The organism is Hymenobacter rubidus (genome assembly GCF_016734815.1).
In the GTDB taxonomy this organism is placed as follows: Bacteria; Bacteroidota; Bacteroidia; order Cytophagales; family Hymenobacteraceae; genus Hymenobacter; species Hymenobacter rubidus.
On record NZ_JAERQF010000048.1, the window covers coordinates 14922 to 35484 of the forward strand.

Genomic DNA, 20563 nt, shown 5'->3' on the forward strand with positions numbered 1-20563 from the left:
CAAGTTGGTGTACAGACGACAGGCAGTAGCGCGAACTGTGCAGTTCGCGTCCCCGCGCCGTTAGCTCGTTCTAGGACGCGAACTACACAGTTCGCGCTACTATACACCAACCCGAGAACCGCTTTAGATGGCGCGCATTGCCTTTTGCCTGACGGTTTGAATGCGCTAAAATTTGGCGTTTTCCGTTAGCAGGTTTGCCATGAAGAAACTGTATTTCCACGTCACGAAGCTGTTAATCGGGTTGGGCTTGCTGCTGGCCAGCCATGCCGGGCAGGCGCAGGTGTTCACCCCTACCAGCCCGACTGCCGACCCGGCTACCATTCTGGCCGACACTACCGAACGGCGCGAAATAGTAGTGACGCCCGCTGCCAAAAAGCAGAAAGCCGCCGCCGACTCAGCCAAGCGCACGGAGCACATGTTCCGGGCGTTTGGCTACAAAGGCATCCGCCTCACGCGCCCCGGCAAGGCGGCCATGCTGGCGTTGGTGCTGCCCGGCGCGGGTCAGATTTACAACCACCGCTACTGGAAGCTCCCGCTGGTGTACGGCGGCCTGGGCGGCGTGATTTACGGCGAATACTTCTACCAGACCCATTTCCGCCAGTTTGCCGACGCCTACAACAACATCACCGGCGCCAAAATCAACCCGGAAACGGGAAAGGTGTACAAGATTGGCGACGCGGCTTTGGGCACTCAGGCCAGCAAAGTTGCCAGCGTCGATGGCCTCAACAGCGGCGTGGTGTTCTACCGGGGCTACCGCGACATCTTTTACCTCTACATCGGCCTCGTTTACAGCTTGCAAATCGTGGACGCGCTGGTAGATGCTCACCTCAAAGACTTTGACGTGAGCGACGACCTCACCTTTCATTGGGAGCCCACGCTCATGGCCCTGCCCGGCCAGCCCACGGCCCTGCCCACCAACCCCGGCGTCATGTTTGCGCTGCGGGTGAAATAGACGCTTTTTTCGTTTGTCATCCTGAACGGAGCGAAGGACCTTATCACGTTGAAATACTACAACTTGTTCAGCAGTGATAAGGTCCTTCGCTCCGCTCAGGATGACAAACTCACTTAACAGATGCCCAAACAGCTACTCTACGCATGAACATCCTTTTAATCGGCTACGGCAAAATGGGCCAGACCATTGGCGCGCTGGCGGCCCAGCGCGGTTACACCGTGGCGGGCATCGTGGACCGGCACTTCAGCCAGGCCACCATTGCCGAGTTTACGCCCGAAATCGTGGACGTGGCCATTGAGTTTACGCACCCCGACTCGGCTTTTGACAACGTGCAGGCCTGCCTGCGCCAGGGCCTGCCGGTGGTGTGCGGCTCGACGGGCTGGCTGCACCACTTCGAGGAAGCCAAAGCCCTGACCCAGGAAGTAGGCGGCAGCCTGTTCTACGCTTCCAACTACAGCGTGGGCGTGAACCTGTTTTTCCACTTCAACGAGTACATCGCGGCCAAGATGAGCCACTTCGGCGGCTACGACGTGGCGGTGCGCGAAATTCACCACACCCAGAAAATCGACCAGCCCAGCGGCACGGCCCTCACCGCCGCCGAAGGCATTCTGCACCACTTTCCGGCCAAAACTACCTGGCGCAACGCCCCTGCCGAAACGCCTGCCGAGCTGGCCATCATCAGCGAGCGCACCGGCGATGTGGTGGGCACGCACCTCGTAACGTACAGTTCCGCCGTCGACACCCTGGAGCTAAAGCACGAAGCCCACAGCCGCGAAGGGTTTGCCCTGGGCGCGCTGCTGGCGGCCGAGTGGCTGCCCACGCGGCGGGGTGTTTTTGGAATGAAAGAGCTGCTGGATTTGTAATTGCTCCGCCATCTGCCAGTGGCCTTGGTTCCGGCTGGGCTTCTGCTGCGTTTCTTTGCCTGATTTTCATTGCCAAGCCCAAGCTTGCTTCCCATGTCTTTGCTCAAAACCGACCCCACTGCTCCGCCCCAAGTACCCAAGACGAAAACCCGCGAATGGGCCGATTCGCTGATTTTTGCCATCGTGGCCGCCACGCTCATTCGCTGGGCCACGTTCGAGGCCTACACCATTCCCTCGCCCAGCATGGAAAACTCACTGCTGGTAGGTGACTATCTGTTTGTGAGCAAGCTGCACTACGGCCCCATCACACCCCAAACGCCGCTGCAGGTGCCCCTCACCCACCAAACCATCTGGGGCACGGGCCTGAAAAGCTACTCCGAGCTTATTCAGTTGCCCACGTACCGGCTGCCGGGCTTTTCGGAAATCAAGCGCAACGACGTGGTGGTTTTTCACGTGCCCCACGAGTCGCAGTTTCCCGCCGACCTGCGCACCAACTACATCAAGCGCTGCGTAGCCATCGCCGGCGACACGCTCCAAATCAAAGACGGTCAGGTATTCCTCAACGGCAAGCCCGAGGGCAGCGTGCCCGGCCTGCAAACGACCTACTTCATGCAGGTGGATAACCCCAACGATGAAGTACTGGCCGCCCTCAAAGCTCAGGGAGTGGTGGAATACGACCAACCCGGCGGCATGCCCGTGGCCGTGCCCGGCCCCACGCCCAACACCTACGGCTACACCATCAGCTGCACGCAGGCCACGGCTGACTATTTCAAGAAACAGCCCTACGTGAAGGGCATGACGGTATTGCAGCCGCAGGTGCAGCTCTTCCCCGATGTGGCTGATTTCCACAATACGGAGGCCATGAGCGCCACCCCGCGCGGCTGGACCCTGGATAACTACGGCCCGCTGCCTATTCCCAAGAAGGGCCAGACCATTACCCTGACGCCCGCCAACGCCGCCATCTACTTCAAAATTGTGGCCCGCTACGAGCACAACGAGGGCATCACCTGGCAGGACGGCATGATTTATCAGAACGGCAAGGCCCTGACCAGCTACACCATCAAGCAGAACTATTACATGATGATGGGCGACAACCGCCACAACTCCGAAGACTCCCGCTTCTGGGGCTTCGTGCCCGAGGACCACGTGGTAGGCAAGGCCGTCCTCATCTGGCTATCCGTCGACCCCAACGCCGACTTCTGGCACAAAATCCGCTGGAGCCGGCTGTTTAATATCATTCACTAGTTGAACCTCATCCCTTGACCTCCTCTCCAAAAAAGAGGGGATACCGGTTCAGAGCAAGTGAAAACGAGAGCCCCTTTTGCTAATGCAAAAGGGGCTCTTCACGTCAAAACGTAGCGCAAGACTGGTGCCGCCTCTTTTTGGGAGAGGGGGTCAGGGGGAGAGATGTTGGCTTTACCACTCAATCGGTGCCAACCCCTTACTCTTGAGCCAAGCGTTGGTTTTGCTAAACGGCTTGCTCCCGAAAAAGCCTTTATCGGCCGCAAAGGGCGACGGGTGAACCGATTTCAGCACCAAGTGCTTCCGCTCGTCAATCAACTCGGATTTTTTGCCCGCATAGGCACCCCAGAGGATGAACACGACATGCTCCCTCTCTTCCGAAACTTTGCGGATAACGGCATCGGTGAATTCTTCCCAGCCTTTTTTCTGGTGCGAGGCGGGCTCCCCGGCGCGTACGGTGAGCGTGGCGTTGAGGAGCAAGACGCCCTGCTGCGCCCAGCGGTCGAGGTTGCCGTTGGTGGCGGGCGGCGTGTCGGGAATATCGGATTGGAGCTCCTTAAAAATGTTTTGGAGCGAAGGCGGCGTGCGTTGCCCGTCCTGCACCGAAAACGATAGCCCGTGCGCTTGGTTGCGGCCGTGGTAGGGGTCCTGGCCCAGAATGACCACCTTCACGCTCTCGAACGGCGTGGCATCGAAGGCATGAAAAATCTGAGGGCCGGCGGGGTAAACGGTGGCCGTGGCGTACTCACCTTTCACAAAAGCGATAAGGCGCTGAAAATACGGTTTTTCGAATTCTTCGGCTAATACCGGGCGCCAGCTTGCGGCTATCTTTACCATCGCAGTAACTTGAGAAAATAAATGGGCTTCTGTGGCGTTTTTGGGCCGCATTTGCGTAAAACCAATTTGCGCGGGCTACTGTTAAACCCGCAGCTACCTATAGCTCCGACACCTATGCCCACCACCACTACGCAGGGCGTCACCGTTTCGGTTACGACCAACTACTTGCCCGATTACTCCAGCCCCGGCCAGGAGCATTTTGTGTTTGCCTACAAAATTGATATTCGCAACGACAGCGAGTTCACCGTGAAGCTGTTGCGCCGCCACTGGCACATTCACGACGCCAACGGCGTGGTGCGCGAGGTGGAAGGCGAAGGCGTAGTGGGCCGCCAGCCCGTGCTGGAGCCCGGCGAGGCGCACCAGTACGTGAGCGGCTGCAATTTGAAGTCGGGGGTGGGCAAAATGCGCGGCACCTATCTGATGGAGCGCTTGGCCAACGGGCAGGAATTTGTGGTGGAGATTCCAGAATTCACCCTGATGGTGCCGTACCGGCTGAATTAGCGTTTAGTTGTTAGTTGCTCGTTGTCCGTTGTTAGTTTGTATCACGGTTGTCGTTTTTCCTCACAACGGACAACTAACAACCAACAACTAGCTTGTTCCAACTTCTCGCTTACCTCCGTTTTTGGCTTCGTTCGGGCAACGCCCATGGGCTGCATTCACCGTTTGTGTTCGGCCTCTACACCTCGGTGGTGCGGCACACGGGCCTGTACGGTGCCTACAAAGCCATAGAAAACCGGCGGAGGCAGTTGCTCAACAGCTCGGCCAGCATCAGCGTTACCGACTTTGGCGCCGGCTCGCACACCGGTGCAGGCCAGCAGCGCCGCGTGGCCGACATTGCCCGCACGGCCGCCAAGCCCAAGCACCTCGCGCAGCTCCTTTTTCGGCTGGTGAATTATTTCCGGCCGGCCACCATCTTGGAACTCGGCACTTCGCTAGGCCTCACTACCGCCTACCTGGCTGCTGCCGATTTGCGGCACCGCGTCATCACCTTCGAAGGCTGCCCCAACGTGGCTGCCGTAGCCCGCGAAACCTTCGCTGAGTTAAAGCTGCGCAACATTGAGGTTGTAGAGGGCAACATCGACAATACCCTGGCCCCTACCCTGGCGGCCCTAAAGGCGCCCGTCGATTTCGCGTTTTTCGACGGTAACCACCGCTACGAGCCGACGTTGCGCTATTTTGAATTATGCCTCGCGCACCGCACCGATGAATCAGTTTTTGTCTTCGACGACATTCACTGGTCGGCTGATATGGAGCGCGCCTGGGAAACCATCAAGGCTCACCCCGACGTGACGCTGACGGTGGACTTGTTCTACATCGGGCTCGTTTTCTTCCGGAAGAATCAGCCCAAGCAGCATTTCTGGCTGCGGGTGTGATTTGTAGCGTGGACTCTGCGAGTCCGCGCATGGTCTGAATCGTTCAAACATCGCGCGGACTCGTAGAGTCCACGCTACACTATGGCAACTGATTCAACTCCACTTCACCCAAGGGCTGAATGGCTTGGCGTACCCGCGTCAGCTTCACCAGCAGTGCTTCGAGCTGGTCGAGCGGCAGCATGTTGGCCCCATCCGATAACGCCGTAGCGGGCGTGGGGTGGGTTTCGATGAACAGGCCGTCGGCGCCTACGGCAATGGCGGCTTTGGCAATGGTTTCGATGAGGGCAGGCTGGCCGCCGGTCACGCCGCTGGCTTGGTTGGGCTGTTGCAGCGAATGCGTCACATCCATCACCACGGGCACGTCGAAGCGGCGCATGGCGGGCAGGTTGCGGAAATCCACCACCAGTTCGGAGTAGCCAAACGAGTTGCCGCGCTCGGTGAGAATGACGTTGGCATTGCCGGCCTGCCGGACTTTATCGACGGCAAACTTCATGGCCTCGCCGCTCAGGAACTGGCCTTTTTTGATATTGACCACCTTGCCGGTCTGGGCGGCGGCAATCAGCAAATCGGTTTGCCGGCACAGGAAAGCCGGAATTTGCAGCACGTCGACGTACTCGGCTGCCAGAGCGGCCTCCGTTGATTCGTGAATATCCGTGACCGTCGGCACGCCGATTTCACGTCCTACTTTTTGCAGGATGCGCAGCGCAGTTTCGTCGCCAATGCCGGTGAAGGAATCGGCCCGCGAGCGGTTGGCCTTGCGATAGGAGCCCTTGAAGATGTACGGAATCTGGAGCTTGTCGGTGATGTGCTTGATGCGCTCGGCAATGCGCAGGGCCATGTCTTCGCCCTCGATGACACAGGGCCCGGCCATGAGAAAAAACTGGCCGGAATTGGTATTGCGAAAATGCGGAAGGGTATTGGCGAGGGCTTGGAGCATGGGTTCTGGTTGCTGGTTTTTAATTAAACGTCATGCTGAGCTTGCCGAAGCATCTCTACCGCTTCGTTGCCACGGCAGTAATTACTGTTGCAGTAGAGATGCTTCGGCTGCGCTCAGCATGACGTGGTGCTACTCTACGAATCTGTTAATCGGGCTTTCGCTTCAAACAAATAAAAAGCTCGCGTCCCTGCCGGGCTTTGAGCGAATTGGTGGCGGTGTCAAAATGGCGAAAGTCAAAATACGGCGCGAAGTAGTCCCGGTATTCCTCCTTGCTGCCGCCAAACGGCGGCTCCTGCACGGGCCCAAAATCGGTATCGAAGAGCAGGCCCATGAGCGTGCCGCCGGGGCGCAGCAGCTTGGCGCACTGCCGGGCATAGGCTAGCCGCAGCGCGGGGTTGAGGGCGCAGAAGAAGGTCTGCTCCACAATTAAATCGTAGGTCGGGGCGTTGGGCAGGGCAAAGAAATCGACTAGCAGCAGGTGCTCCTGGGGGAAATCGGGCACGCGGGCGGCCAGAGCTTCTAATGCTTCGGGCGCAATGTCGGCCACGAAAACCTGGCGAAAGCCCAGCCGGTGCAGGTACTCGGCCTCGTAGGCGCGTCCGGCGCCGGGAATGAGGATGCGCGGCTGCGCGGCCACGTCGAGTTGGTCGAAATAAGCGCGCAGCGGCGGGGTGATGGCGTGGGCATCCCAGCCGTCGCGGCCGATGGCGTAGCGGCTCTGCCAGTAGGCCGCGTCGAAGGCAGCGGAAACCGTTTTCATTCAGCCAAAGTATAGAATAAACTTGCCAGGGCACCAAAGTCCCCTATTTTTACGCCCAAAGGTACACGCCTTCCGCTGGCGTGGGCCTCGCATTGATTCCGCTTCTTCCGCTTAAACTTTCCCGCATGGACCCCAACGAAACGCACGAACCTCGCTCCAATAATAGCCGCGTCCTGCTCTGGATAGCCCTTGTGCTGGTGCTGCTGGGCATCAACGGCGTCCTGTTCTACCTCAACCAGCAGAAGGGCCAGCAGAACGAAGTGCTGACTACCGAAGTCAAAGCCAAGGACAGCAAGCTGCAAGAGCAAATCAAGCAATACGAGGCCCTGAAGGCTGATTTTGAGCGGCAAAGCCAGGAGCTGCAAGCCTTGGGCCTGAGCAACGACTCGCTCGAAGCCAAGATTGCCAGCGTGAATGCCGACCTGCTCAAGTTGCGCTCCTTCAAGGCCGGCAGCTTCTCCATTGCCCAGCAAAACCTGTTCAAGCAACGCGCCCAGAACCTGGAAAGCCAGCTTCGGAAGAAAGACGACGACATTGCCCAGCTGAAAAAGGACAACGAAACGCTCTACACCGAAACCACCACCCTCAAGGAGAAGCAGAACAAGCTGACCGATACTATCAGCACGGTGGTGCGTGCCAACAAGGAGCTGAGCGAGAAAGTAGGCGTGGCCTCGCGCCTGCAGGCCGACAACATTCACGTGGCCATCATCACCTCCAAAAACAAGGAGAAGGACGACGACAAGGAAGAATTCAAAGCCAAGCGCGTGGAGAAGGTGAAAGTGACCTTCAACCTGGCCCGCAACGACGTGTCGCCCAAAGAAACCAAAGCCATCTACATGCGCATTCTGGAGCCCGACGGCGCGGCCCTCTACAATCTGAGCACCGGCGGCGGCACCTTCACCGTGGACGGTCAGGAAGCCTTCTACACCCAAAAACAGGACGTGGTATACGACAACACCAAGCAGAAACTGGAATTCATCTACGCCAAAGGCGCCGAGTACAAGAAAGGCCAGCACACCGTAGAGCTGTACGAAAGCGGCCAGCTGATGGGCAAAACGACCTTCACGCTGAAGTAGTCCGAACCGCAGATTATCGTAGATTTAACGGATAAGAACGGATTCGAATAGGCCACGGAGCCGTGTTTTTCAAGCAAACAAAAGCCGCTTCAGTATCTGAAGCGGCTTTTTGTTTTGGTTCTATTCCACTGCCAGGCGCTGGGTCGGGCCGGCACCGCGCAGCAGATAGAAGCCAGCGGGCAGGCCGCGCAGGTCGAGCGTGGCTTCAGGGCCGGCCGGGGCGGGGTAATGCCGCACGGGGCGGCCCAGTGCGTCGGTCAGGGTCAGGGGCGCGGGGGTGGTGCCGACGGGCAGGCGCAGGGTGGCCGTGTGGCGGGCGGGGTTGGGGAAGATGGCGGCCGGCTCGCGGGGGCCGGCAGCGGTGGTGGCGGTGAGGGTGGGGTCGGTGAGGGACGCCAGGAAGCCGAGGGGGCGAGCAGGGGTTGGGTTAACGAGAGTAGTGGAACCGAAACCAGCCATAGGGCTGTCGAAAGCTCCGTTTACATATATGTTTGCCCCGCTCACGGCCAGCGCGGTAGGTATTTCGCTCCCTATGCCGCCGGCCCGTTGCGCCCATACGAAATTTCCCGTGCTACCTGCATCCGTGAGTTTGGCCACGAAAAGGTCTGCAGAGCCATTGGTATTCGCGTTGGTCAAAGTCGCCGTTCCAAAACCCGCCATGACGCTATCGAAATACCCGGCCACGTACAAGCTGGTTCCGCTCACAGCCAACGCGGTGGCTTGGTCGGGATTCAGGCCGCCGGCCCGTTGCGCCCACACGAAACTACCTGTATTGCCTGCGTCTGTAAGCTTAGCTACAAACATGTCTTCAGTGCTCATACTACTCGCATTGGTCAAGGTAGTAAGACCGAAAACGGCTGTGGAACTGAAGAAAGACCCCACCACATATACACCACTACCGCTCACAGCCAATGCAATGCCTCCTTCAGCGCCTGTACCACCAGCTGGCTGTGCCCACACGAAACTACCTGTACTACCTGCGTCGGTGAGTTTGGCTACGAAGACGTCGGAAGCACCTGCACCGGTCAGAACAACAGTTCCAAATCGTGCTGTGGAGCCATAAAAATCCCCTACCAGGTACACAGTGGCACCACTTACAGTTAGCGCTCGGGCTCCATCGCTACCTGCACCACCGGCCGGCTGCACCCACGCAAAACTGCCTGTACTGCCTGCATCGATGAGCTTGGCTACGAAGAGGTCGGAAAATCCCGGGCTCGAATTGACCAGAGTAGCGGAACCAAAACCCACAGTAGGGCTATAGAAAGTTCCAGCCATGTATACGCTGCTGCCGCTCACAGTCAGCGCGGTAGCTTGGTCAGAGCCATTGCCGCCAGCCTGCTTGGCCCATGTAAAGCTGCCAATGCTGCCCGCGTCGATAAGCTTAGCTACGAATACATCATCAAAGCCATTGGGGCCCGTACTAATTAGGGTAGTGAAGCCGAAGTCAGCAGTAGAATGGAAAGCCCCCGCCACGTATATGCTAGTGCCGCTTACGGCCAGTGCAGCGGCTTGGTCGTCGCCTGAGCCACCGGCCCGTTGCGCCCATACAAATTGGTTGCTGGCGAGGTTGAATTTAGCCACGAACACATCAAGACCGCCGAGGCTGGTCAATGTAGTACCGCCAAATACCACCGTGTTCGTGAAGTGCCCGGCTAAGTATATATTGCCTGCCGCATCGACCGACGTAGCCGTCACTTGTGAGTAATTATTACTTGCAGCCGCCGTAGCCGTCGCCACGGTACGCGCTGACTGCCAGGCCGGAGCTTGAGCCACCGCCGGCAAGCACGAGGTCAGAAGCAACAGGACCAGCACGACCACGGAAAATAGTGAGTAGATTTTTTTCATTGGGAAAGGAAGTAGAAGTGGAATAAAAACTACGGCGAATAACTAGGGGGCAGGCTCCGCCACCTAGTTATTCGCCGTTTCAAACTCGTCCAGCTTGGCCAGCGTCGCCGCAATGTTTTCCGTAAAAAGAGTCACCACGGCCCCATCAGGTGCCGTGGCCAGCACATAATCGATGGCGTCCATCTCGTTTTCGATGTAGGTAATTTTTAGGTCGGGCTTGTCGAGGCGCAGGCCGCGCTCCATGATTTCGCGCAGGAACTCGGCCGACTTGCCGCGCAGGTCCCGGTCCTGGCGCAGAATCACTTCGTCGAAAATGCGGCCCGCAATGCGCGAGAAGCCCAGCGTATCCTCGTCGCGCCGGTCGCCCAGGCCCGACACCACCCCGATTTTGTGGGTGGCCGGCGTGGCTTCCATAAACTCGGCAAATTTGGTGATGCCCGCCGTGTTGTGGGCATAGTCCACGATGACCTCAAATTTCGGGAATTTGTAGACGTTCATCCGGCCCGGCGTCTTCGTAGCCGAGGGTACGAAGGTGCGCAAAGCCGTCTTGATGTCGTCTTTCTCAAACCCGGCCAGATAACCAGCCAACGCCGCCGCCAGGCAGTTCTCGATGTTGAAGCCCGCCCGGCCCTCAAACGTGACCGGAAACTCCGCCGCCCGGTCAATGCGCAGCTTGTAGCTGTTGCGATAAATCGTGACGTAGCCCTCCTCGTACACCGCCGCTACGCCGCCCGCCTCCACGTGCTCCTGAATGCGCGGGCTGTTTTCGTTCATGCTGAACAGCGCCACGCGGCAATCGAGGCCGTGGGCCATGCCATACACCAGGTCGTCGTCGGCGTTGAGCACCGCCCAGCCGTTTTTGCGCACCGTGCGTGGCAGCACGCCTTTCACGGCCGCCATTTCCTCCACGGTGTAGATATCGCGCAGGCCCAGGTGGTCGGCCGCCACGTTGGTTACCACCGCAATGTCGCAGTTGTGAAAGCCCAGGCCCGAGCGCAGCATGCCGCCGCGCGCGGTTTCGAGCACGGCGTAGTTCACGGTGGGGTCTTTCAGCACGAACTCAGCGCTTTGGCCGCCGGTGCAGTCGCCCTTCTGCAGCTGCACGCCCTGAATGTAAATGCCGTCGGTAGTAGTGAAGCCTACTTTGTAGCCCTTGCTGGCCACCAGATGCGCAATGAGGCGCGTGGTGGTCGTCTTGCCGTTGGTCCCCGTCACGGCGATAATCGGGATGCGAGCCGTGCTACCGCGCGGAAACAGCATGTCCACCACCGGCGCAGCCACGTTGCGCGGCAGGCCCTCGGTGGGCGCAATGTGCATGCGAAAACCGGGCGCGGCATTCACTTCAATCACAGCCCCGCGACTCTCATTAAGTGGAACCGATATATCAGTCGCCATCAAATCAATTCCGCAGATGTCCAGCCCCACGATGCCGGCCACCCGCTCGGCCAGCAGCACGTTGTAGGGGTGCATCTGGTCGGTCACGTCGGTAGCCGTGCCGCCGGTGCTAATGTTGGCCGTGCTTTTTAAATATAGAATTTCGCCGGCCGGCAGTACCGATTTCAAGCTCAGCTTGCGGCTTTTGAGAATATCCAGGGTGTGCTTGTCGGCCTTGATGCTGGTCAGCACTTTTTCGTGGCCGATGCCCCGGCGCGGGTCCTCGTTCACCTTGGCAATGAGCTGCTGAATGGTGCTCTTCCCGTCACCCGTCACGGCGGCCGGCGTGCGCTTGGCTGCGGCAATGAGCTTGCCGTTCACCACCAGCAGGCGGAAATCGAACCCTTCAATAAACTGCTCCACAATCACGGCCCGCGAGTACACCTGCGCGGCCACCAGCCCCTCGGCCGCGTCCTTCCAGTTCATGATGCGGATGGTGGCACCCTTGCCGTGGTTGCCATCCAGCGGCTTGGTCACGATGGGAAAGCCCAACTCGTCGATGGCATCGCGCAGCCCGGCCTCCGAATACACGGTGGTGCCGCGCGGCACGGGCACGCCCGCATCGTTGAGCATGGCCTTGGTGCGGTTCTTATTGCCGGCCACCTCCACCCCGGCGTGCGAGGTCAGGTTGGTAGTCGTGGCCCAGATGCGGCGCTGGTTCACGCCGTAGCCCAGCTGAATGATGCTGGTATTTTTGAGCTGAATATAAGGAATGTTGCGCGAGGCTGCCTCCGCCACAATGCTGTAGGTGCTGGGTCCAAAAAACTCATCTTCCCGGATTTCGTGCAGCTCGTCGATGATGGGCTTCAGGTCCACTTTCTCCTTTTTGCACAGCGCCTCCACAATCTCCACAGCCGCCTCAGCGGCGCGGCGGCCGGCCCGCTCCTCCTGGTAGGCAAACACGACGTACTCTACCCCGTCCTCGTGGGCCGGGTAGCTTTTGCCCCAATACACGGGCATAGCAGCCTGCCGCTGCAATTCCAGCGCCACATGCTGAATGACGTAGCCCAATGGCTCGCCATCGTTTAACGCCTCCAGCGTCAGGGGCTGGTGCTTAGCGGCCTGCTTGCCGCTCATTCCCCCCGGCTGCACCTGGCTGATGTGGGGGAACAGCTTCATCAACCGACCGGCAAAGCCCGGCATCGCGTTCGACCACTGGCCGGCGCATTCCTGCAAGTCAACTTTGGCAACAATCAGTTTGTGGTGTTTTACAGACCAATAGCTCGGCCCGCGCATGGTGCGGAGGTCAATAATTTTCATAAGGTATTCGGGGAGGTGAGGGGAAGTAAGAAGTCGAATGCTGACGCAGCTACGGGCGTGCCGCAGCTTGGCTACGAAATGTAGGCACAACGCCGTCGAAAACGCGCAGCTTGGCGAACCAGGCACAAAAAAAGCCCCGTAGCTGAAGTAGCAACGGGGCTTTAAGCAAAAATTTAGAGGTGACGAGCGGATTCGAACCGCTGTAGGAGGTTTTGCAGACCTCTACCTAGCCACTCGGTCACGTCACCGGTTGTGGTCTTTTGGGAGCGCAAAGGTAGGCAGGCCAATTGGCGCAGGCAAGGCTTGGGGCATAAAAAAAGCCCCGGCGTTGCGGCCGGGGCTTTTTCTCAGTCAAAGTCAAGCACTAAGCTTTGGCTTCGTCGTCCTTTTTGTCGGCATCGTCGCCGGCCACCAAGCCTTTGGCTTTGTCAACCAGGTCGCCGGCTACTTCCGAAGCTTTGTGGAAAGCTTCCGAGTTCGTCACAGCATCCACGGCGTCCGAGGCAGCGTGCTTCACTTTGTCGAAGGTTTCGTTGTGCGAAACGGCTTCGGCAGCATCAGCGGCCACTTCTTTCACTTTGTCGAAGGCAGCCGAAGCGGCACCCGTGATGCTGGCCAGCAAGCCACCTTCTTCGGCCGGAGCCTCAGCAGCGGGAGCATCTTCAGCTTTGGGAGCTTCAGCAGCCGGAGCAGCTTCAGCTTTCTCGGCCTTAGGAGCAGCGGCGGGCTTGGCATTGGCGGCAAGCTTCTGCTCACCGGCCTTGCGCTCGTTGCCCATCATCTGGTCGCGCAGGGCGCTCAGCGCATCGAGGTCGCCGAGGGTCGACTTCTCTTCGTTCTTCTTCAGGTCGCTGATTTTGCCTTCACCCTGGGTGTCGCCAGCCTTGGTGTTGGTTTTCTTCTTAAACTTGGCGTTGCGGCTGTCGTCCTCAGCGGCGGCTTCCTTGTTGAACACGGCCGTGTGCGAGAGCACGATGCGGCGGTCGTCCTTCGAGAACTCCGTCACGCGGAAGTCGAGCGACTCACCGTTTTCAGCGGTCGAACCGTCTTCCTTCACCAAAGACTTGGGGTAAGCGAAGCCCTCGATGCCGTACGGCAGTTCGAGCACCGCGCCACGCTCCGACTTCTCGGTGATGGTAGCCTTGTGTACCGAGCCGGGGGTAAATACCGTCTGGAAGGTATCCCAGGGGTTTTCTTCCAGCTGCTTGTGGCCCAGGGCCAGGCGACGGGCGCCCAAGTCCAGTTCCAGTACCACTACGTCGAGCTTATCGCCTACCTTCACCATTTCGGAGGGGTGCTTGATTTTCTTGGTCCAGCTCAGGTCCGACACGTGCACAAGGCCATCCACACCCTCTTCCAGTTCTACGAACAGGCCGAAGTTGGTCAGGTTACGCACGGTGCCGCTGTGCTTAGTGCCCACGGCGTAGGTCGAGGCGAAGTCGCCACGGGTCCACGGGTCTTCGGTCAGTTGCTTGATGCCGAGGCTCATCTTGCGGTCTTCGCGGTCGAGCGTCAGAATCTGCGCTTCTACCGTGTCGCCCTGCTTGATGAAGTCCTGCGGGTTGCGCAGGTGCTGGCTCCAGCTCATTTCCGATACGTGGATGAGGCCTTCCACACCGGGTACCACTTCCATGAACGCGCCGTAGTCGGCCACGTTCACAATGCGGCCCGATACTTTCGAACCCGGCTGCAGGTCGGCCGGCAGCGAATCCCACGGGTGGGGCGTCAGCTGCTTCAGGCCCAGGCTGATGCGCTTCTTGGCTTCGTCGAAGTCCAATACCACGATGTTCAGCTTCTGGTCCAGGGTCAGCACTTCGCTCGGGTGAGCGATGCGGCCCCACGAGATGTCCGTGATGTGCAGCAGACCGTCGACACCGCCGAGGTCGATGAACACGCCGAAGTTGGTCATGTTCTTGATGTTGCCTTCCAGAATCTGACCTTTTTCGAGGTTGTTCAGGATGGCCTCACGCTGCTTCTCGAGGTCTTTCTCGATGAGGACTTTGTGCGAAACCACCACGTTGTCGAAAGCGGAGTTGATTTTCACCACTTTCACTTCCATGCGACGGCCAACATAAATGTCGAAGTCGCGGATGGGCTTCACGTCGATTTGCGAGCCGGGCAGGAAGGCTTCCACGCCGTCGAGCTCCATGATGAGGCCGCCTTTGGTGCGACGCTTCACCACGCCTTCGAGGATGGTATCCAGCTCGAGGGCATCGTAAATAGCCTTCCAAGCCTGCTTGATTTTGGCTTTCTTGCGGCTCAGGATGAGCTGGCCGTTGATGTCTTCCTGGTCTTCGATGAACACCTCCACCTCGTCACCGATTTTCAGGTCGGGCAGGTCGCGGAATTCGGTGATGGACACCAGGCCATCGGATTTGAAGCCGATGTTCAGGATTACGTCGCGGTCGGTGATGCCAACCACGGTGCCCTTCACTACTTCTTCTTCCTGTACGGTCGTCAGCGTGTCGCCGTACATTTTCTCCATCTCAGCGCGCTGGTCCGAAGAATAGTTGCCGCCGAAGCCGGTGGCTCCAACGTTGTCCCAATCAAAATCGTCAACTAATTCAGTTGCCATACTTGTATCGCGGGCTTCTATGTAAAAGCGCAGCGGCCGAAGCCCAGGCTGCTACGCCGTTGCTTTTGAACCTCTTGCCGTTAGGGCGCAAGGCCCGCCACCTTGGCGGGGCCGCAAAGGTACGGGATTTCAGGCGGTTTCGGAAATGCTTACAGAAACTTCTAGCTACATTGGCAGCTCAACCAAATTTCATAAAATAATGGATTATCAAAAACAGAGTCAGGAACTTGACGCGAGAATCAGAAGCATCCAAAAGATTGAGCCGCTGAACTGCTATGTGCGGGACGGAATCGTGAATATTGAAAGCTGGCGTAAACAGAATATTCGTCCCCTTTTCATTGGCAAAGAAGCTCATGGAGATGGTGATGGTGAAAGCACTTGGTCAATTACCAACTGGCTTAACAAATATCCTAGTGACGTTTGCCGCGATTCGCCACGTAGCTGGCAAAAAACAGCTTACACCAGTCACGGCCTACAAAACGGCTTCATGGATTATGACGATATGCCTTGGATTCGTGATGACAGCCGAGTGGCAGAGGCATTGAGAAATATCGCGTTTATAAATATTGGTAAATACGCTGCTGAAACCACAACTCCTTTCTCGAGGCTCAACAAACTATATACTCAGAATAAGCACATCATCCATGAGCAAATTACCATGTACCAACCCAATGTGATTGTAGGCTGGGGCACGATGGGATTACTTGAAAGTGACCCGGATTTCATGACTCGATTCGCTTCCATCAGAAGCCAAGCAATTAAACACAATGCGGTCAACAGTTGGATTTCGGACGGCAAGCTTTTCATTTCAGCTTATCACCCGTCGTATTTTAGTATATCACCGGAACGATACGTGAAGAGCATAGTAGAAACGGTTAAGAACCAAATCGATAAAATCGACCTTTCCTTGCCATCCTTGTAGAACATCGTTTCAGGCCACAATCTTAACACCACGCCACCAAACCCCGCGCCGCGCCAAGCCCGTAAGGAGAATGTATCAATTCACTCCAAACTCTCTTTCACGAATGGCTTATATCAAAGCAGGCAACGACACGGCGGGCAACCCCATCAATATTTTCTACGAAGACTGGGGCCAGGGCGCGCCGGTGGTGCTCATCCACGGCTGGCCCCTCGACCATACCATGTGGGAACATCAGGCAGTGGCGCTGGCCAAGGCCGGCAAGCGCGTGATTGCCTACGACCGGCGCGGGTTCGGCCGCTCGTCGCGCCCCTGGGGCGGCTACGACTACGACACGCTGGCTTCGGACCTGAACGCCCTGCTGACGGAACTGGACCTGACTGGCGTGACGCTGGTGGGCTTCTCGATGGGCGGCGGCGAAATTGCCCGCTACATCGGCAACTACGGGCAAGCGCGGCTGGCCCGAGTGGCCTTCGTGAGCGCCGTGACGCCCTACATGCTGCAAACCGGCGACAACCCCGACGGCGTGCCGCAAAAGGTGTTCGACCAGATGCACGAGGGCATCGCCAAGGACCGGTTTGCCTTCCTCGAAAGCTTCGCCAAGGATTTCTATGGTCAGAGCCTCATCAGCCACCCGGTGAGCCAAGCGGTGCTGAACTGGAACCAGACCGTGACCACGCTGGCCGCGCCCAACGCGACCGACGACTGCGTGACTTCTTTCTCGGGCACGGATTTCCGCGACGACCTCAAGAAAGTGACGGTGCCAACGCTGGTGATTCACGGCGACAAGGACCAGACCGTGCCTTTCCCGGTAAGTGGCGAGCGCACGGCTAAAATGATATCCGGCGCTGAACTGAAGGTGTACGAAGGGGCACCGCACGGCCTGTTCTTCACCGAGAAAGATAAACTGACGGCTGACCTGTTGGCCTTTATCGGCAGGTAAGCAATCAGTTAGCACCATGCAGAACAAAAGGCCCCGACGCGGTTGCGTCGGGGCCTTTTCTGTTATGGCTACTAATGGCTGTTTAAGCGGCGCGGCCCATCTCACGCAGGAAGAGGACGTGCGACAACATGGCGGTGCGGGTGCGGGCGTAATTGTTATACGTCACGTCAAACTCAAGGCACACCTGCTGCACAATTTTGCTGATAGCAGGATAGTGAACGTGCGAGATTTTCGGAAACAAGTGGTGCTCAATCTGAAAGTTGAGGCCACCAACTAACCAGCTAACCAGCTTGTTATCGGTAGCAAAATTGGCCGTGGTGCGCACTTGGTGGATGGCCCATTCGTCGTCCAGCTTGCTGGTAACGGCATGAGGCACCGGAAAAGCGGCATCCTCTACGGTGTGAGCGAGTTGGAACACCATACTCAGCACGAGGCCGGCTACGGCGGTACTCAGCATGAAGCCGGCAAACCAAGGCAGGAAGCCAATCATGTAGATGGGCAACACCACGTAGAGCAACAGATTCAGCACTTTGAAGCCCCAGAAACTGACGTGCTCGCCGGTGTTCATGGGCTTGAGGCCGATAGCGCCGATTTGGCGGGAGAAGTATTTCTGGTAGTCCATGGCAAAAATCCAGGACGTGTAGAGCATGCAGTAGAGCGCCCAGAAATAGAAATGCTGGTAGCGGTGCAGGGCGTGCTTGGGCTGGTCAGGCGTCATGCGCATCCAAGGCTGGATGTTGATGTCGTCGTCGTGGCCCTCAATGTTGGTGTAGGTGTGGTGGATGAGGTTGTGCTTGGAATTCCACATGTAAGGGCTGCCACCGAGCACACCTAAAGTGTAGGCTGCCAGCTTATTAACCCAAGCAAAGTGTGAAAAGCTACCGTGGGCACCATCGTGCATCACGTTGAAGCCGATAGCGGCAATGACGCAGCCGAGCAACGCGCATTCAAGCAGCGCCCAGCCCCAGGCTGGCGTAAAAAACACCAGATGCACGTAGAGGGCTGCCATCATACCCACGAGCAGCACGCCCTTGAAAATGAGGCTAAAATCGCCTGTCATCCGCTGCCCCGATTCCTCGAAATAGTGGTTGATACGGGTCTTGAGCTCGGTGTGAAACGAGCGGGTTGCAGCGAACTTGGGGAGGGCCATAAGCAGGGTTGGGGGTGGGTATCGGTCAAAGGTACCCCTTCTCAACCCTATACGGCTGAACTTAATTCAGGTACGCGTGCCAGTTCTGGTCGATGGTGCCGGCCGAGAGCTTGAGAAAGCCCGCTAAGGTGGGCTTTTTGGGTTGCTGCCGAATGGTCAAACCGGCCTCGTTGGGCGTGTGATGGCCTTTAGCGTGATTGCAGCGGGCGCAAGCCGTGAGCAGGTTGGTCCACGAAGATTCTCCGCCGCGCGAGCGCGGCACGACGTGGTCGAGCGTTAAATTTTTGGTCGAGCCGCAGTATTGGCACTCGAAATGGTCGCGCTTGAAGATGTTGTGGCGGCTCAAGGCAATGCCTTTGTAGGGCACGCGCACGTAGCGCTGCAAGCGGATGATGCTCGGCTTGGGGAACGACTGAGAAATGGTACGCAAGGTGCCGGAGGCCGATTTGGCCACCATCTCCGCCTTGTCGAGGAATAAGAGCACAAACGCCTTTTGCACGCTGCACAGGGTAATGGCGGTATAGTCGCCATTCAGCACTAACACTTTTTGGTCCATATACGCTTGTGGGCTCGGATAACCCGCCGAAAGCTAGCGGTTTCCAAGCAGATAAACAAGCACATGGCGGTTAAGTTCAGGTGTTATGCTTAGGTTAAAATGAATGCACGGCGGGCACAGCTTGACGCGAGAAACCTCACCCCCAGCCCCTCTCCCCAGGAGAGGGGAGCCATACTATTTATAAGTATGAGCATATCCGGTGCCCCCTCTCCTTGGGGAGAGGGGGTCAGGGGGTGAGGTTTCGACGGCAGGCGTCCCTCCCCTACTCCGGCAGCAGGCGCTTAATCAGGCGCAGCTTGTGCGAGTAGCGCTGCCGGTCGCGGTTGAAGATGCCGTTGTGGTCGAGCGGGTCGAGGCGGACTTCGCCGTGGGCGTGCAGAATCTGGCCCTCCTCCATCACCATGCCGACGTGCACAATGCGGCCTTCGGCGTTATCGAAAAAGGCGAGGTCGCCGGGACGGGCCTGGGTCACGAAATCGACGGTGCGGCCGTGGTCGATTTGCTGGCGGGCATCGCGCGGGAGTTGGATGCCGACGAGGCCGTAGAGCTGCTGGCACAAGCCGGAGCAGTCGAGGCCGAAGATGCTTTTGCCGCCCCACACGTAGGGGGCTTTCAAGTACATGAGGGCAATTTTACGCAGCAGGGCGGCCTGGCGGGCAGTATCGGGCGCGGCAGTGGGGTTGGTGGCGGTGCCGTTGTAGAAGTAGTCGCGAGCCCCGATGCGGACGTTCATGCCATCGAAAAACGGCAGGCGGCAGCCGAGCGTGAGCGGAATTTTGGTGGTGGCGTCGCTCACGGCCTGCACTACGTCGAGGGCGCGGGGATGGTCCTGAGCGCACCAGTCGGCGTAGTATTCCGGCGATACGGGCGTGTGCTGCTTGGCGTCAATCCAGCCCACGTAGGCATCGGCGGCAAGCTGCACCTGCAGCCAGCTTTCCTGCTTCACCAGAATTTGGTAGCACTCGCCAAATAGCAGCTGGGTAACGAGTTCGGCCCGGTCGTTGGGCTCGGCGCGAACGGGGACGGCGCTCAGGGCGCAGATGCCGGGATTCAAAATGATGTGGAAATGTGGGGTGATGTGGAAATGTGATAATGAAGATTATCCCAGAGTTCCACTGACTACAAAGATGCTACTGCTGTTTCTAATGACGCTTTATCAAAATCATATTTTCACATTTTCCATCTCTCCATATTCTTCACATCCATTACATCCGCTCCATGTCGCGCTTCTGGGCTTTTTCCTTGAGGTCGTTGCGCTTGTCGTAGAGCTTTTTACCTTGAGCGAGGGCAATTTCGATTTTGGCGAAGCCACGGTCCGTCACGAAGAGGCGCAGGGGGATGATGGTCAGGCCCTGGTCCTGGCTTTTGCCGGCCAGTTGTTTTAGCTCGCGCTTGTTGAGCAGGAGCTTGCGGGTGCGCATGGCGTCGTGATTGTTATAAGTACCTAAGGAATAAGGCGCAATCCGAATGCTATGAATCCAGAGGTCGCCGCGCTGGTCAAAGGTGCAGTAGCCGTCTGTCAGGTTAACGTTGCCTTCGCGGATGCTTTTTATTTCGGTCCCTTGCAGCATCACGCCCGCGTCATACTTGGCCAGGAAGGAGTATTCGTGGCTGGCGCGGCGGTTTTTGATGTTGATGATGGCGGGCTTATCGTCTTTTTTGGCCATTGAGCTAGTTGTCAGTTGTTCGTTGTCAGCTGCTAGGCTAACGGCGGCAGATGGGTTGGCAAAGGTAGGCTTCTTTGCACGCGGGCTTTTTAAAAGGACGTCATGCTCATCTGGCGTCCGCGCAGCCGAAGCATCTCTACCGCAAGTAAAATGGATTACTTCGGCGGTAGAGAT

Annotated in this window: 18 protein-coding genes and 1 tRNA gene; 8 read left to right on the forward strand and 11 right to left on the reverse strand. The window is 58.0% G+C overall.

Annotated elements, in window-relative coordinates; translation table 11 throughout:
• Nucleotides 1-199 precede the first annotated feature (199 nt).
• The 3 genes from JKL48_RS21215 to lepB all read left to right on the forward strand — a co-directional run bounded on the left by JKL48_RS21215 (nt 200) and on the right by lepB (nt 3060).
• Nucleotides 200-952: a DUF5683 domain-containing protein gene (locus JKL48_RS21215; protein ID WP_201987106.1), complete on the forward strand. Its 753-nt coding sequence runs from the start codon at nt 200-202 to the stop codon at nt 950-952.
• Between the two features lie 143 nt (nt 953-1095).
• A complete protein-coding gene (gene dapB, locus JKL48_RS21220) occupies nt 1096-1815 on the forward strand; it encodes a 4-hydroxy-tetrahydrodipicolinate reductase (RefSeq protein ID WP_201987108.1) in 720 nt (239 codons plus the stop codon).
• A 93-nt stretch (nt 1816-1908) separates the two neighbouring features.
• A complete protein-coding gene (gene lepB / locus JKL48_RS21225) occupies nt 1909-3060 on the forward strand; it encodes a signal peptidase I (RefSeq protein ID WP_201987110.1) in 1152 nt (383 codons plus the stop codon).
• 171 nt (nt 3061-3231) lie between these two features.
• Here lepB and JKL48_RS21230 read toward each other — a convergent pair whose 3' ends face one another.
• The gene (locus JKL48_RS21230; RefSeq protein ID WP_201987112.1) at nt 3232-3894 is read right to left on the reverse strand and encodes a uracil-DNA glycosylase; all 663 of its coding nucleotides are present in this window, start codon (nt 3892-3894) and stop codon (nt 3232-3234) included.
• Between the two features lie 114 nt (nt 3895-4008).
• Here JKL48_RS21230 and apaG point away from each other — a divergent pair, with 114 nt between their 5' ends.
• Both apaG and JKL48_RS21240 read left to right on the forward strand, forming a co-directional pair.
• The gene (gene apaG / locus JKL48_RS21235) at nt 4009-4395 is read left to right on the forward strand and encodes a Co2+/Mg2+ efflux protein ApaG (RefSeq protein WP_201987114.1); all 387 of its coding nucleotides are present in this window, start codon (nt 4009-4011) and stop codon (nt 4393-4395) included.
• Nucleotides 4396-4487: 92 nt separating this feature from the next.
• Nucleotides 4488-5267, forward strand: a complete 780-nt coding sequence (locus JKL48_RS21240; protein ID WP_201987116.1) for an O-methyltransferase — start codon at nt 4488-4490, stop codon at nt 5265-5267.
• 79 nt (nt 5268-5346) lie between these two features.
• Here JKL48_RS21240 and kdsA read toward each other — a convergent pair whose 3' ends face one another.
• Together kdsA and JKL48_RS21250 are read right to left on the reverse strand one after the other, a co-directional pair.
• Nucleotides 5347-6204 carry a 3-deoxy-8-phosphooctulonate synthase gene (gene kdsA, locus JKL48_RS21245; protein WP_201987118.1) on the reverse strand — a complete coding sequence of 286 codons (858 nt, stop codon included), beginning with the start codon at nt 6202-6204 and terminating at the stop codon, nt 5347-5349.
• Between the two features lie 145 nt (nt 6205-6349).
• A complete protein-coding gene (locus JKL48_RS21250; protein WP_201987120.1) occupies nt 6350-6964 on the reverse strand; it encodes a methyltransferase in 615 nt (204 codons plus the stop codon).
• 125 nt (nt 6965-7089) lie between these two features.
• Between JKL48_RS21250 and JKL48_RS21255 the strand changes: the two genes are divergently transcribed.
• On the forward strand, nt 7090-8040 hold the full coding sequence (locus tag JKL48_RS21255) for a hypothetical protein (RefSeq protein WP_201987122.1): 951 nt from the start codon (nt 7090-7092) through the stop codon (nt 8038-8040).
• 120 nt (nt 8041-8160) lie between these two features.
• On the opposite strand, the gene JKL48_RS21260 is transcribed toward JKL48_RS21255, so the two are convergent.
• The 4 genes from JKL48_RS21260 to rpsA form a co-directional block, all read right to left on the reverse strand.
• Nucleotides 8161-8859, reverse strand: a complete 699-nt coding sequence (locus JKL48_RS21260) for a T9SS type A sorting domain-containing protein (RefSeq protein ID WP_201987124.1) — start codon at nt 8857-8859, stop codon at nt 8161-8163.
• Nucleotides 8860-9948: 1089 nt separating this feature from the next.
• Nucleotides 9949-12579, reverse strand: a complete 2631-nt coding sequence (cphA, locus tag JKL48_RS21265) for a cyanophycin synthetase (RefSeq protein ID WP_201987126.1) — start codon at nt 12577-12579, stop codon at nt 9949-9951.
• A 177-nt stretch (nt 12580-12756) separates the two neighbouring features.
• Nucleotides 12757-12827: transfer RNA gene (locus JKL48_RS21270), tRNA-Cys, on the reverse strand.
• A 116-nt stretch (nt 12828-12943) separates the two neighbouring features.
• Nucleotides 12944-15154, reverse strand: a complete 2211-nt coding sequence (rpsA, locus tag JKL48_RS21275) for a 30S ribosomal protein S1 (RefSeq protein WP_394368875.1) — start codon at nt 15152-15154, stop codon at nt 12944-12946.
• 199 nt (nt 15155-15353) lie between these two features.
• Here rpsA and JKL48_RS21280 point away from each other — a divergent pair, with 199 nt between their 5' ends.
• The gene (locus JKL48_RS21280; RefSeq protein WP_201987128.1) at nt 15354-16076 is read left to right on the forward strand and encodes a hypothetical protein; all 723 of its coding nucleotides are present in this window, start codon (nt 15354-15356) and stop codon (nt 16074-16076) included.
• Nucleotides 16077-16179: 103 nt separating this feature from the next.
• Nucleotides 16180-17016, forward strand: coding sequence for an alpha/beta fold hydrolase (locus tag JKL48_RS21285; RefSeq protein WP_201987130.1), 837 nt, complete (start codon nt 16180-16182; stop codon nt 17014-17016).
• A gap of 82 nt (nt 17017-17098) precedes the next feature.
• Here JKL48_RS21285 and JKL48_RS21290 read toward each other — a convergent pair whose 3' ends face one another.
• From JKL48_RS21290 to smpB, 4 genes are all read right to left on the reverse strand, one after another.
• Entirely contained in the window at nt 17099-18166 is a 1068-nt protein-coding gene (locus JKL48_RS21290; protein ID WP_201987132.1) for a fatty acid desaturase family protein, read from the reverse strand.
• Between the two features lie 61 nt (nt 18167-18227).
• Nucleotides 18228-18722 carry an HNH endonuclease gene (locus JKL48_RS21295; RefSeq protein WP_201987134.1) on the reverse strand — a complete coding sequence of 165 codons (495 nt, stop codon included), beginning with the start codon at nt 18720-18722 and terminating at the stop codon, nt 18228-18230.
• A gap of 262 nt (nt 18723-18984) precedes the next feature.
• Nucleotides 18985-19776 carry a C40 family peptidase gene (locus JKL48_RS21300; protein WP_236668967.1) on the reverse strand — a complete coding sequence of 264 codons (792 nt, stop codon included), beginning with the start codon at nt 19774-19776 and terminating at the stop codon, nt 18985-18987.
• A 151-nt stretch (nt 19777-19927) separates the two neighbouring features.
• Nucleotides 19928-20389 carry an SsrA-binding protein SmpB gene (gene smpB, locus JKL48_RS21305; RefSeq protein WP_201987136.1) on the reverse strand — a complete coding sequence of 154 codons (462 nt, stop codon included), beginning with the start codon at nt 20387-20389 and terminating at the stop codon, nt 19928-19930.
• Between the last annotated feature and the right edge of the window lie 174 nt (nt 20390-20563).

Bases quoted from the DNA above. Each gene is read 5' to 3' on its own strand.
- lepB (WP_201987110.1), top strand. From the start codon at position 1,909: ATGTCTTTGCTCAAAACCGACCCCACTGCTCCGCCCCAAGTACCCAAG.
- JKL48_RS21285 (WP_201987130.1), top strand. From the start codon at position 16,180: ATGGCTTATATCAAAGCAGGCAACGACACGGCGGGCAACCCCATCAAT.
- JKL48_RS21215 (WP_201987106.1), top strand. From the start codon at position 200: ATGAAGAAACTGTATTTCCACGTCACGAAGCTGTTAATCGGGTTGGGC.
- JKL48_RS21255 (WP_201987122.1), top strand. From the start codon at position 7,090: ATGGACCCCAACGAAACGCACGAACCTCGCTCCAATAATAGCCGCGTC.
- smpB (WP_201987136.1), bottom strand. From the start codon at position 20,389: ATGGCCAAAAAAGACGATAAGCCCGCCATCATCAACATCAAAAACCGC.
- JKL48_RS21230 (WP_201987112.1), bottom strand. From the start codon at position 3,894: ATGGTAAAGATAGCCGCAAGCTGGCGCCCGGTATTAGCCGAAGAATTC.
- JKL48_RS21260 (WP_201987124.1), bottom strand. From the start codon at position 8,859: ATGAGCACTGAAGACATGTTTGTAGCTAAGCTTACAGACGCAGGCAAT.
- rpsA (WP_394368875.1), bottom strand. From the start codon at position 15,154: ATGGCAACTGAATTAGTTGACGATTTTGATTGGGACAACGTTGGAGCC.
- JKL48_RS21250 (WP_201987120.1), bottom strand. From the start codon at position 6,964: ATGAAAACGGTTTCCGCTGCCTTCGACGCGGCCTACTGGCAGAGCCGC.
- JKL48_RS21290 (WP_201987132.1), bottom strand. From the start codon at position 18,166: ATGGCCCTCCCCAAGTTCGCTGCAACCCGCTCGTTTCACACCGAGCTC.
- kdsA (WP_201987118.1), bottom strand. From the start codon at position 6,204: ATGCTCCAAGCCCTCGCCAATACCCTTCCGCATTTTCGCAATACCAAT.
- JKL48_RS21295 (WP_201987134.1), bottom strand. From the start codon at position 18,722: ATGGACCAAAAAGTGTTAGTGCTGAATGGCGACTATACCGCCATTACC.
- cphA (WP_201987126.1), bottom strand. From the start codon at position 12,579: ATGAAAATTATTGACCTCCGCACCATGCGCGGGCCGAGCTATTGGTCT.
- JKL48_RS21280 (WP_201987128.1), top strand. From the start codon at position 15,354: ATGGATTATCAAAAACAGAGTCAGGAACTTGACGCGAGAATCAGAAGC.
- apaG (WP_201987114.1), top strand. From the start codon at position 4,009: ATGCCCACCACCACTACGCAGGGCGTCACCGTTTCGGTTACGACCAAC.
- dapB (WP_201987108.1), top strand. From the start codon at position 1,096: ATGAACATCCTTTTAATCGGCTACGGCAAAATGGGCCAGACCATTGGC.